The organism is Paraburkholderia podalyriae, assembly GCF_014397785.1.
GTDB lineage: Bacteria > Pseudomonadota > Gammaproteobacteria > Burkholderiales > Burkholderiaceae > Paraburkholderia > Paraburkholderia podalyriae.
The window spans coordinates 59,847-72,386 of the sequence record NZ_VZQQ01000036.1; the positions used below are offsets into that span (position 1 = coordinate 59,847).

Annotated in this window: 8 protein-coding genes, 1 pseudogene and 2 riboswitches; of the genes and pseudogenes, 5 read left to right on the plus strand and 4 right to left on the minus strand. The window is 65.3% G+C overall.

Translation table 11 applies throughout. The features are described from left to right. Window positions 1-2: 2 nt before the first annotated feature. The 3 genes and pseudogenes from cobO to cobA form a co-directional block, all read right to left on the minus strand. Entirely contained in the window at window positions 3-605 is a 603-nt protein-coding gene (cobO, locus tag F6X42_RS29680) for a cob(I)yrinic acid a,c-diamide adenosyltransferase (RefSeq protein ID WP_187637605.1), read from the minus strand. Further along, window positions 602-1,108: a cobalamin biosynthesis protein gene (locus F6X42_RS45645; RefSeq protein ID WP_376776452.1), complete on the minus strand. Its 507-nt coding sequence runs from the start codon at window positions 1,106-1,108 to the stop codon at window positions 602-604. Before F6X42_RS45645 ends, cobO begins: the two co-directional genes overlap by 4 nt. Beyond that, window positions 1,088-1,849: pseudogene (cobA, locus tag F6X42_RS45650) on the minus strand (uroporphyrinogen-III C-methyltransferase); the annotation flags it as partial. The gene F6X42_RS45645 and the pseudogene cobA, both read right to left, overlap by 21 nt. 194 nt (window positions 1,850-2,043) lie before the next feature. Further along, window positions 2,044-2,302, minus strand: a riboswitch (cobalamin riboswitch). Between the two features lie 80 nt (window positions 2,303-2,382). Further along, window positions 2,383-2,661: riboswitch (cobalamin riboswitch) on the plus strand. A gap of 95 nt (window positions 2,662-2,756) precedes the next feature. Between cobA and cobW the strand changes: the two are divergent. The 5 genes from cobW (at window position 2,757) to F6X42_RS29710 (ending at window position 11,159) form a co-directional block, all read left to right on the plus strand. Beyond that, window positions 2,757-3,848 carry a cobalamin biosynthesis protein CobW gene (gene cobW / locus F6X42_RS29690; RefSeq protein ID WP_281394056.1) on the plus strand — a complete coding sequence of 364 codons (1,092 nt, stop codon included), beginning with the start codon at window positions 2,757-2,759 and terminating at the stop codon, window positions 3,846-3,848. Window positions 3,849-3,861: 13 nt separating this feature from the next. Beyond that, a complete protein-coding gene (gene cobN / locus F6X42_RS29695) occupies window positions 3,862-7,698 on the plus strand; it encodes a cobaltochelatase subunit CobN (protein WP_187637607.1) in 3,837 nt (1,278 codons plus the stop codon). 342 nt (window positions 7,699-8,040) lie between these two features. Then, entirely contained in the window at window positions 8,041-9,303 is a 1,263-nt protein-coding gene (gene iscB / locus F6X42_RS29700; RefSeq protein ID WP_246530276.1) for an RNA-guided endonuclease IscB, read from the plus strand. Window positions 9,304-9,387: 84 nt separating this feature from the next. Next, entirely contained in the window at window positions 9,388-10,488 is a 1,101-nt protein-coding gene (locus tag F6X42_RS29705) for a magnesium chelatase ATPase subunit I (RefSeq protein WP_187637609.1), read from the plus strand. 131 nt (window positions 10,489-10,619) lie between these two features. Continuing rightward, window positions 10,620-11,159, plus strand: a complete 540-nt coding sequence (locus F6X42_RS29710) for a vWA domain-containing protein (RefSeq protein ID WP_187637610.1) — start codon at window positions 10,620-10,622, stop codon at window positions 11,157-11,159. Between the two features lie 65 nt (window positions 11,160-11,224). Here F6X42_RS29710 and F6X42_RS29715 read toward each other — a convergent pair whose 3' ends face one another. Then, on the minus strand, window positions 11,225-12,169 hold the full coding sequence (locus F6X42_RS29715) for a flagellar brake protein (protein WP_187637611.1): 945 nt from the start codon (window positions 12,167-12,169) through the stop codon (window positions 11,225-11,227). Window positions 12,170-12,540 lie beyond the last annotated feature (371 nt).

The following is a 12,540-nucleotide window of genomic DNA, read 5'->3' on the forward strand; positions in this document are numbered from 1 at the left end:
GCTCAGAACTCCACGCCGCGCTGCGCCTTCACACCCTGCTCGCGATACGGATGCTTGATCGCGCGCATTTCGGTGACGAGGTCGGCGGCTTCGATCAGCGCGTCCGGCGCGTGACGTCCGGTCACGACGACGTGCAACATCGGCGCACGCGCGCTGATGACGGCAAGCACTTCGTCGAGCGGCAGGTACTCGTACTTCAGCACGGTGTTCAGTTCATCGAGGATCACCATCTGATAGTCGCCGCTTTCGATCATCCGCCGCGCTTCGTTCCAGCCCTTGCGCGCGGTCGCCATGTCGGCCTCGCGATTCTGCGTGTTCCACGTGTAGCCGTCGCCCATCGTGACGAAATCGCATTGGGCGATCGCGCCGAGGAAATCGCGCTCCGACGTATGCAGCGCGCCTTTGATGAACTGCACGACGCCGAGCCGCATGCCGTGGCCGAGCACCCGCACGGCCATGCCGAACGCGGCCGTGCTCTTGCCCTTGCCGGTGCCGGTGTTGACGATCAGCAGGCCTTTTTCGACGGTCGCGCCGGCCTGCTTCTTTTCGTGGCCTTCGCGGCGGCGTTCGGTCATGCGTTGATGCGATTCCAGATCGGTTTTCATCGAGGGTCCTGGTCTTGAGAGGCGGGATGGGATGGGGTCGCGTCGCTAAGGGCAGCGTTGTTCGCCGCTGCGATCGCCACCGTGATGCCGGCGTGCGCGGTCTTGCGTACGATCAGACGCGCGTTTTGCGCGGTTGTGGCGCAGTCCGGCGCCGTTGCCGCCAGCAGCGCGCACGGCTCGCACACACCATCGACGCCGAGATGCGTGTGTGCCGCCGCCGACGGCGACGCGACCGGTACGGCGGCGATCTGCTCGCGGCCGAACAGTTGCAGCGGCAGCTGATGACGTGAGCAGAATTCGAGCAGACCTGCTTCGTTGGCTTTGGTGTCGATCGTCGCGATCGCGCGGATCTGCTCGAAGGCATTCGATCCGAGCGCTGCGCGTACGGCGGCTTCGATATCGACGGCTTCGCTGTGCAAGCGGCAACCGATGCCGACGCTCAGCGTTTTGATCGCGCGCCCGTGTCCGTGTCGTGTCGCGCTCGCTGCTGGTTCGCGAGCGATGCCGGCGTCGCGTTCGGCCGCATCACGCGCCAGGGCGAGCGACGCCACACCGCCAATCACAACGATCGCCGGCGAGCCGAGTCCCGCGCGCGCGACCGCCTCGGCAAACTCGCGAAGCGGCGCGAGTACATGACGCTGCTCAGGCCGCGTCGCTGACTCGATCGCCGCGCAGGGCGTGTCGGCGGACATGCCGGCCGCGAGCAACGCGCGGGCGATCTCGCCGAGCCGGCGCATGCCCATATAGATCACCAGCGTCATGCGCGTCGCGGCGAGCGCGGCCCAGTCCGGTTCGCCACTGCCAGCGCCGTGGCCGGTGACGAACACGACGCCCTGCGCGTAATCGCGATGGGTGACCGCGATGCCGAGAGCCGCGGGTGCCGCGATGCCGGCCGTGATGCCGTTGATCACGTCGACTTCGATTCCCGCGGCCTGCAGCGTCTGCAACTCTTCGCCACCGCGGCCGAACACGAACGGATCGCCGCCCTTGAGCGGCGCGACGCTGCGCCCCGCGCGCAGGTGCCCGAGCATTTGCGCGACGATGTCGACTTGCGGCGTCGATGGATGGCCGCCGCGTTTGCCGACGTACACGACTTGCGCGTCGGCGCGCGCGAACTGCAGAACGTCGGGATTCACCAGATCGTCGACGAGCACGACATCGGCCTGCGCGAGCGCGCGGGTGGCCTTCAGCGTGATCAGTTCGACGTCGCCGGGACCGGCGCCGATCAGCCAGGCGCGCGTCATCGCGGCGTGCACGGCGCGCGCCATGCGGTGATGGAAGAAGAGAAGCGGCGTGCGATAGCGCACGCGGCGGTGAACATAGAGGTCATGCGGTACTGCGAATCCAGGCACGCGCGATGCCGCGCTGCTACGCCTTCACATCCGTTCCCCGCGGATTCCGGCGGCCGGCGGCGCAACCTGATGCACGGATGCATGCGGCGCCGCCTCCGCGTCTGGCCGGTATCCGGGCTGGCGGCCTCACGCGCTTTGCCTTCCCGTCCCGGTTTGCGGATTCGCGGGATAGTGGCATCAAAAACGCATGCGCGGCACGTCGGAATCGAGAGCGAATCGAATCGCGCGCCGCAGGTCGCTTACCGTTGCGGGGACAGCACAGGTTGAACGCGCGACGCGCTGCCTGTTTCCCGTTTAACTGCACACGCGAACGCATGTGCGAGCACCAAACGCGCGCATACGATAGCACATGGCGCCTTGCCGGATAAGCGTCGGCGGTGCTTTTCGGCACGCTGGGTTCCTTGACTGCGCAAGGTCGCGGGCCTACACTCGCACGCACTTTGGGTGCTCGCGTGCGCGTTCGTGCGCATGCAGTTAAACGGGAAACAGGGAGCCACCTGCTCTGCAACGGCTAACCTGTGCTGTCCCCGCAACGGTAAGCGAAAAGCGGTTCCGGCTCGATGGCCGGGGCACCGCGGTGCCGGCTTCGATGTCCTCGCGCAAGGTCGCGTCGACATCTCACCACTGGACGAGAAACCACTCGGCCGGGAAGGGGAAGCGGCGCTTTCGCCAGCCCGGATACCGGCCTGAAGAAGCAGAACGTACGCCGCGGGGATGCGGCGGCGCGTTCATGACCTTACCTCCGCTTTCTGTATTTCCGTTGTCGCGGCCATGCCGTCGCCAACGGATGGACCTCACGATGCAAACTCAATTGCGCAAGATTCCCGTCACGATCGTCACGGGCTTTCTCGGCAGCGGCAAAACCACGCTGCTGCGGCACATTCTTCAGCATGCGGGCGGCAAGCGCATCGCGGTGATCGTCAACGAGTTCGGCGAGCTCGGCATCGATGGGGAAATCCTCAAGGGCTGCGGCATCGGTTGCGATGAAAACGGTGACGAGACCGAAGGGCAATTGTATGAACTCGCGAACGGTTGTTTGTGCTGCACCGTGCAGGAAGAGTTTTTTCCGGTGATGGAGAAGCTCGCGGAACGCCGTGACGAACTCGATCACGTGCTGATCGAAACGTCGGGCCTGGCGTTGCCGAAGCCGCTCGTGCAGGCGTTCAACTGGCCGCAAATCCGCAATGGCTTCACGGTCGACGCGGTGGTGACGGTGGTGGACGGGCCGGCCGCCGCAAGCGGCCAGTTCGCCGATAACCCGCTTGCCGTCGATGCGCAGCGCAAGGCCGATCCGAATCTCGATCACGAGTCGCCGCTGCACGAGTTGTTCGAAGACCAGTTGTCGGCGGCCGATCTGGTGATTCTGAACAAGACCGATCTGATCGACGATGCGCGGCAGCACGAGGTCGAAGCCGCGATCCGCGCGGAGATTCCGCCACAGGTGAAGATCGTACGCGCGCAGCAGGGGCGGCTCGACCTGCATACGCTGCTGGGCCTCGAAGCGGCGTCGGAACAGACGATCCACCTGCGTCACGACCATCACGGTTCCGCCGACGACCCAGATCATCACCACGACGAATTCGATTCGGTCGTCGTGCAGGCCGGTGTGCGCTCGCGCGACGCGGCGCTCGCCGCCTTGCAGGCGCTTGTCGAAAACCACACGATTTACCGTGTCAAAGGCTTCGCCGCGCTGCCGGGCGCGGCGATGCGTCTCGTGATCCAGGGCGTGGGCCGGCGCTTCGACAGCTACTTCGACCGGCGCTGGCAGGCGGGCGAAAATGGCGAAGGCGCGTTGAGCCGCTTCGTGCTGATCGGCGAAGACCTCGATCGACACGCGCTGCAACAGGCGTTCGACGCGGCGCTTGCCGCGACGTCGAACGCGACGGCATAACGGGCGCGCCAGTATGCATCTGCTGCGCACGACGCCGGGCGGCTTCGTCGACGATACGCAGGGCGTGATCCGCATCGATCAGCAGCCCGCCGATATCGTCGTGCTCAGTTCCGCCGACACCACGCTGTCGCTGCTCGCGAGCGTGGTGCCGCGTCTGGGCGACGGCTTCCCGAGCGTGCGGCTCGCAAACGTCACCTATCTGCGTCAGCCGGCCTCGATCGATTTCTATATCGACGACGTGTTGCAGCATGCGCGCGTCGTCGTGGTCGATCATCTCGGCGGCGAAACGTATTGGCCGTACGGCATCGAGCAGGTGGTCGCGCTCGCTCAGCGCAAACAGCAAACGCTCGCGATGTTTTCCGGTGATCTGCAGGAAGATCCGAATCTGCTCGCGCGCAGCACCGCGAGCGCCGAGCTATGTCAGCAGTTGTGGCGCTATCTGCGCGAGGGCGGTCCGCAGAACGCCGAGGCGTTTTTGCGCTGCATCGCCTATCGCGTGCTCGACAGGGGACGCGAGCCCGAGCCGCCGCGCGCGTTGCCGGCCGCGTCGCTGTATCACCCTGAGCGTGATACGCCGACCGTCGCCGACTGGCAGGCGCGCTGGCGGCAGCACGCGCCGGTCGTCGCGATCCTGTTCTACAAGGCGCATCTGCAGGCCGCCAATACCGCGGTCTTCGATGCGCTGATCGATGCGCTCGAAGCGCAAGGGCTCAATCCGCTGCCGCTCGCGATCACGTCGTTGAAGGATGCGGTGAGCCGCGATGTCGTGCAGTCGCTGTGCGCGCAGCATGGTGCCGCGCTCGTGCTGAACACGACCGCGTTCGCCGCGTCCGCGATCGACGATCCCGAGCCGCTCGCGCTCGCCGGCGACGCGCCGGTGTTTCAGGTGATCCTGAGCGGCGGCAATCGCGAAGATTGGCTAAAGGACAATCACGGCCTGAATTCGCGCGACATCGCGATGCATATCGCGCTGCCCGAAGTGGACGGGCGCATCATCACGCGCGCGATCAGCTTCAAGGGGCTAGCGTATCGCTGTGCGCATACGCAGGTCGACGTAGTCCGCTATCAGCCCGACCTCGAACGGGTGCGTTTTCTCGCCGAGCTGAGCCGCCGCTGGTGCCGTCTGCGTTCGCTCGATAACACCGACAAGAAGGTCGCGTTGGTCCTCGCGAACTATCCGATGAGCGAAGGGCGCATCGGCAATGGCGTGGGGCTCGATACGCCGGCGTCGGTGGTCGGCATTCTGTCGATGCTGCGCGACGAAGGCTATCGTGTCGGCAAATTGCCCGAACACGGCGACGCATTGTTGAACCGGCTGACCGAAGGCGTGACCAACGATCCGGTGGTGCGCGATCTGCGTCCGGCCCTGCAAAGCCTTGCACTCGACGACTATCTCGCGCATTTCAACGCATTGCCGACCAGCGTGCGCGACGCGTTGAACGCGCGCTGGGGCAAGCCCGAGCAGGACCCCACGCTGCGGCGCGGCCGCTTCATGATCGCCGGCTGGCGCTGCGGCCAGGTGTTCGTCGGCATCCAGCCTTCGCGTTCGCGCGAGCAAGGCGACTACGCGAGCTATCACGACGCGGAGCTCGTACCGCCGCATGCGTATCTCGCGTTCTATTTCTGGCTGCGCCATCAGTTCGGCATCGACGCGCTCGTGCACGTCGGCAAGCACGGCAACCTGGAGTGGCTGCCGGGCAAGAGCGTCGCCTTGAGCGACGCGTGCTGGCCCGATCTGATTCTCGGGCCGATGCCGCATCTGTATCCGTTCATCGTCAATGATCCCGGCGAAGGCAGCCAGGCGAAGCGGCGCGCGCAGGCGGTGATCATCGATCATCTGATGCCACCGCTTACACGCGCCGAAAACTATGGGCCGCTGCAGGACCTCGAACGCCAGGTCGACGAATACTACGAAGCATTGATGGTCGATTCGCGTCGCGCGAAGCTCTTGCGTCGCACGATTCTGACGACGATCGTCGAGCATCGGCTGCACGAAGAGCTGAGTCTCGCGGCGCCGAACGGACAGGACGATGAAGACGCGCTGCTCACACGGGTCGATGCGTGGCTGTGCGAGCTGAAGGAAGCGCAGATTCGCGATGGCCTGCATACGTTCGGGCACTCGCCGCGCGGCGTGCAGCGGCGCGACACGCTGCTCGCGCTCGGGCGCTTTCCGGTCGGCGATGGGCAGGGCGGCAAGGCGGGGCTCGTCGACGCGCTGGCGCGCGATCTGCGCATCGATCATCGGTTCGACCCGTTGACGGTGGATTGGGCCGCCGCATGGGACGGCCCGCGACCCGAGGTATTGCAGCGGGTCAGCGATGCACCGTGGCGACATTACGGCGATACGCGCGAGCGGTTGGAGTTGCTCGCGGGCGAGCTGTTGCGCGGCGTCTGCGGTGTCGATTGCGATGACGCGGATCGTTCGCAGGCCGTCCCCGTAGCCGACGAAAGTCTGCCGCAAGCGGCACAGGTGATCGCACGCCTGCGCGACGACGTGCTGCCGCGTCTCGACGCCTGCGGCCCGCAGGAAATGACGCAGCTGAAGCGCGGCCTCGAAGGACGTTTCGTGCCGCCAGGTCCGAGCGGTTCGCCGTCGCGTGGTCGGCCCGACGTGCTGCCCACCGGCCGCAACTTCTATTCGGTCGACACGCGCGCGGTGCCGACGCAAGCCGCGTGGGCACTCGGCCTGAAATCGGCGCAGCAACTGATCGAGCGGCATCTGCAGGAGCACGGCGATTATCCCCGCGCGATCGGCCTGTCGGTCTGGGGCACCGCGACGATGCGCACCGGCGGCGACGATATCGCGCAGGCGCTCGCGCTGCTCGGCGTGCGGCCGAAATGGGCGCCGGGCAGCCACCGTGTGACGGACTTCGAGATCATGCCGATCGACGCGTTCGACCGGCCGCGTATCGACGTCACGTTGCGCGTATCCGGTTTCTTTCGCGATGCGTTCGCTAACGTGATGCATCTGTTCGACGCGGCCGTGCAAGCGGTTGCCGAACTCGACGAGCCCGCGCAGCTGAATCCGGTTCGCGCGCGCGTGCAGCGCGAACGCGATGCGTTGATCGCGCGCGGCATGGCCCCGGTCGAAGCGCGCAAGCGCGCCGGCTGGCGCGTGTTCAGCGCGCGGCCGGGCACGTACGGCGCGGGTCTGCAACAGATGATCGACTCGCGCCAATGGCAGACCGATGCCGATCTCGCGAACGCGTATCAGGCGTGGGGCGGCTACGCGTACGCGCAGAAAAGCGCGGGCGAGCAAGCGCATCAAGCGTTCGGCGCGCGTCTCGCGGCGATGGACGTCGTGCTGCAGAACCAGGACAACCGCGAGCACGACGTGCTCGATTCGAACGACTACTACCAGTTCCAGGGCGGCATGGTCGCGGCGGTGCGGCACCTGGCCGGTCAGCAGCCGCGCGTCTATCACGCGGATCACAGCAATCCGGCCGCGCCGCGCGTGCGGACGTTGCAGCAGGAGATCGCGTGCGTGATCCGCTCGCGCGTGGTCAATCCGAAATGGCTCGACGGCGTGAAGCGCCACGGCTACAAGGGCGCGGCCGAGATCGCCGCGACCGTCGATTATCTGTACGGCTACGACGCGACCGCGCGCGTGATCGCGGATCATCAATACGCGCTCGTCGCCGATGCCTATCTGAATGACGCCGATACGCGCGCGTTCATGCAACGGCACAATCCGCATGCGCTGCATTCGATCTGCGAGCGTTTGCTCGAAGCGATGCAGCGGGGGCTGTGGCGGGAACCGGGGGACTATCGGGAGCGGGTCGAAACGCATATGCTCGCGAGTGAAGAGCAGATCGAAGGAAGACAAACGTCAACTTACCCCGCCTCCTAGCGGCGGAGCTTGAAGCGTTGAATCAGGCTCGGGTTGACCAGACCGAGCGCCGCGAGGCGCTACGTTGCGCAGAAGACGACGCTGAAGGCTAGCGCCTTTGGCACAGCAGACCCACCCTGACGTGCTTCCTCAGCGTCAGGCTCTGGAAGGGACGGTTGCAGACAAGCGACCGGGGAAGCACGAAACGGATCGTTCCGGTCAGCGACATCGCTGACACCTGCTGCGCTACATGGTCGAGGGGAGACTTCCCCCCAAGGGAAGCGTCACCAGGCCCGTAAGGGCAATGTTTCTACAGGAACCGATATGTCGGTGTTTGTTCTGGATCGAAGTGGCACGCCGTTGATGCCCTGCAGTGAGAAGCGTGCGAGGCTGTTGCTCGCACGGCGTCGTGCGCGCGTGCATCGCGTCATACCGTTCGTGATTCGACTCGTAGACCGAAAGGCGGAAGCCTGCTCGCTTCAACCGCTGCGCGTCAAGCTTGATCCCGGCAGCAAGGTCACCGGCGTCGCGCTGGTGAGCGACGCTGAGCACGCTGTAATCGTGCTGAACCTCTTCGAACTGGTTCACCGCGGCAGACAGATCAGTGAGGCGCTCACGGCTCGGCGGGCGTTTCGTCGGCGCCGGCGCGGTGCGAATCTGCGCTACCGCACACCGCGCTTCCTGAACCGCAGGAGACCCGAGGGCTGGCTGCCGCCGAGTCTTTGTCATCGCGTGGACACGACGATTGCGTGGGTGAACCGTATCTGTTGCTGGGCGCCGATCACGGCTCTCTCGTCGGAACTGGTGCGCTTTGACATGCAGGCGCTTGAAAACCCGGGAATCTCGGGCATCGAGTATCAGCAGGGCAGACTGGCAGGATACGAGCTCCGCGAGTATTTGCTGGAGAAGTGGGACCGGATGTGCATCTACTGTGATGCTCGAGGTCGTCCCTTGCAGATCGAACATTTGACGGCTCGGGCTCGCAATGGCAGCAACAGCATCGCCAATCTCGGGCTCGCATGCAGCGACTGCAATCAGCACAAGGGTTCACTCGGCGTGCGCGAGTACGTCGGGGACCCGAAGCGGCTGGCCCGCATTCTCGCGACTGCTTCTCGCCCGTTGAGGGATGCCGCCGCGGTCAACGCCACGCGCTGGGCACTCGCCAATGCGCTGCACGCGACAGGTCTGCCGCTCGAAATCGCCTCCGGCGGTCGTACAAAGTTTAACCGCATCGCCCACGGTATCCCGAAGACTCATGCGCTCGATGCGGCCTGCGTCGGACACGTAAGGGGCGTTCTGAACTGGCAGCGTCCGTCGTTGAAGATCCAGGCGACCGGGCGTGGCAGGTACCAGCGTACGCGCCTGAGCCGAGATGGTTTCCCACGTGGATACATGATGCGCCAGAAGCAGGTGCATGGATTCCAGACCGGCGATCACGTGCGGGCGGATGTGCCCGGCGGAAAGAAGGCGGGCGTCCATTTCGGACGCGTTGCCGTCCGAGCAACTGGTTCGTTCAACATTCAGATGGCATCGGGCGTCGTTCAGGGCATCAGCCACCGCTACTGCGAGCTTGTTCAGCGAGGTGACGGCTATGCATACCATCTTCAAGCCACGGATGGCTTTTGATAAGGACATGCGGGGGCAGGTTCGTGTTGAGCACGCCGCGCTATCCCTCCCCGGTCTCAAGCCCGAGGCTTCCCGCGCATTTGGATGGATGGAGCGATGCAAGAAACGGACGACGTAGGCAGTGTAGGCTCCGTAGCGAGCACCGCGGCGCGGCCGGGTTTCCCGTTCGCGGCGCTGATCGGCCAGGCCTCGTTGCAGCAGGCGCTGGTGCTCGCGGCGATCGATCCAGGCTTGGGCGGCGTACTGATCAGCGGACCGCGTGGCACCGCGAAATCGACCGCCGCACGCGCGCTTGCCGAGCTGCTGCCGGAGGGGCAGCTCGTGAATCTGCCGCTTGGTGCGAGCGAGGATCGTCTGATCGGCACGCTCGATATCGAAACCGTGCTGCGCGACGGCTCGGTGCGCTTCTCGCCGGGGCTGCTCGCGAAGGCGCATCGCGGCGTGCTGTACGTCGACGAAGTCAATCTGCTGCCCGATGCGCTTGTCGATGCGTTGCTCGATGCGGCGGCGAGCGGCGTGAATACCGTCGAACGCGATGGCGTGTCGCATAGTCATGACGCGAGCTTCGTGCTGATCGGCACGATGAATCCCGAAGAGGGAGAGTTGCGGCCGCAATTGATCGACCGCTTCGGCCTGATGGTGGAGTTGCAAAACGCGTTCGAGCCGCGAGTGCGGCAGGCGATCGTCAAGGCGCGGTTCGCGTTCGATGTCGATCCCGCTGGGTTTCGTGCCGCTTATGCGGAACAGCAGGCTTCATACGTGCAGCGAATTCGCTCGGCGCGTGCGGCGCTGCCGCTGCTTTCGTTCGATGACGCCGTGCATGCGCGGGTGAGCGCGCTATGCATCGACGCGGCCGTCGACGGCCTGCGCGCCGACCTCGTGATGCTGCGCGCGGCGCGCGCGCTGGCCGCGTTCGAACGGGCGGATGCGGTGACGGTGCAGCATGTGGAGCGCGTTGCCGATGCGGTGCTGCTTCATCGGCGGCGTCAGCATGATTCGCAACATGCGAACCAGCGGCAGCAGGAAGGCGAGGCGCGGCCACAGGACATCGCAGGCAGTGCGTCTGGCCATACAACTGCATCCACGACGTCTTGCGCCGACCCCGACTGGGGCTACCTGCCGCCCGAGCCGATGGCGGCTGTGCCTGTCAAAGGCGTGATTCCGCTCGACGCAAAAAAACGCTGAGCCATCGGAAAGGCGCCGCCGCTGACTCGCGCAGCGGTTTTCGATGGCGGCAAGGGGCGGGGGCGGGTTCGCGCGATACGTCGCGTGCCGCACCGGGCTGGCGCATCGCATGGCCAGCGACGCTCGCCGCGATGCGCGGGCGCACGCTACGTCGCGAGCATCTGCGCTTCGTACGCGAAATGCCGCGCGGCGGGGTGCTGCATTGCTTCGTGCTCGATTGTTCTGGGTCGATGCTGGCGGGCCAGCGCCTCGCGCTCGCGAAGGGTCTGCTGATCAGCTTGTTCGACCGTGCGAGTGCGATGCGCGCCGAGGCCGCGCTGATCTGCTTCGGCGGTGCGGGCGCGGACGTGCGCTTCGGCCCCGCCGTGCCGCGCTGGTGGAACGAGCGATGGCTCGCACCAGTCGGCGGAGGCGGCGGTTCGCCGCTCGCGTCAGGCGTGCGCAGCGCCGCGCAACTGCTCGAGCGCAGCGCGCGGCGACGGCCGGCCCAGCAGCGTTGGCTATGGATTCTGACCGACGGCCGCACGCGCGACGAACCCGCGCGTCCGACCGGCGCCGATGAAGTCGTATTCGTCGATTTCGAGCCTGGTGCGATACGGCTCGGCCGCTGTGAAATGCTCGCCAATGCGTGGGGAGCGCGGCGGTTGACGCTGGAAGACCTGATCGGCTGATCGACGCGTGCGTAGCGTGGTCGGCCCGCTGCATCTGCAGGTGCGTCGCTTCCCAGCCGCACCGCTCATTTCAGACCGTTGGACCAGTGCTGCACATTCTCTTGACGATCGAACACGAACACCTTCATCGCCATCTGTTGAGCGGCATCGAGTTGACCCAGTTCGAGCCCATGCATGGACGGTTCGCCAGGCGTTTTGCCCTTCTGAACGTTGCGGATCACGGCCGTCGTCTCGATCTGCGAATCGTATTCGGCCGACTTCAGCCGGAACGCTATGCGCAAGCGCTCGCCTACCTCGCCGAGTGTCCATGGCGCACTCAACGACATGCCGAGCGTGCTGATGCCGTTCGCGAGTCCGAGGCCCTCGTAGGTATCGCCGTCCTCGCCGATGCCAAACCGCACGGGCAGGTGCGTATGGACGCGGATCGATTTGCGCTCGCGTAACCGGCGGACCGCGCCAGGCCGCGACAACACCACATAGTCGAACGGCAGGCGGCAGACTGCTTCGACCGTGCAGACGAAACGGAACACGGCTTGACTCGCGATCGCGACGATCTCGACATTCTCGCCGGGCGTGAGCGGCAGCGGTTGGCCCTGCTGTATCGGCGGCGTGACGAAAAGCGCATGATTCGGCGCGAAACCGATGATGCGGCAAGGGTGCATCATGGCGCCGCTGCCGGGCTGCGAGCGCATGCCGATCAATGCGCCGATCTCGAGGTGCATCTCCTTGAGCGTCAGTTCACCGGCGTGCTCAGGCTCGGCCGTGGGCGCCGGCGGTTGTTGTGCGCTGAGGCCAGGCAGGTCGCCGCGTTGCGGGTGGAAGTGTTGAAACAGGAAGGCACGCTCGTCGGTGGTCGCGAGTGTCGTGGCGCTTGCGAAGAGCAACGTGCCGTCGGCATCGACGATCGGCCACGGTAGGGGCGTGCCTACCGGCACCGTTTCAGGCTCGAGCGCCGGCGATGCAGCGGCGGGCGGGCTTTCCTCGACGTGTGCGTCGACGGGATGATCCATATTCGGCAGCTGATTTAAGTTGCGGGATGATCTGGTTCTCGGCGGGGAAGAGTAAAACTTTAATTTTTGGGGAGGGTCGTGGGTTGAGCTGTGCGCGAACTACCTTGATTTGTCCTTGTTTGGTTTTCGGCAAATTAACTCGGATGTCTAAGCAATTGGAATCTCGCGCGAGCTTGCTCAATTTTTAAGCTCTTCAACTTTTTAAAATAAATGGTGGGAAGGGTATTGACGGGACACGGACCGCTCTCCATAATCTCGCTTCTCTGCTGCAGATGCAGCGACGCAAACGAAGCGGTGCCGGTGGTTGTGGTGCAGGTGCTGCGGGTTGGGCGGAACGATCTTTAAAAACTAACAGCCGATAAGTGTGGGCG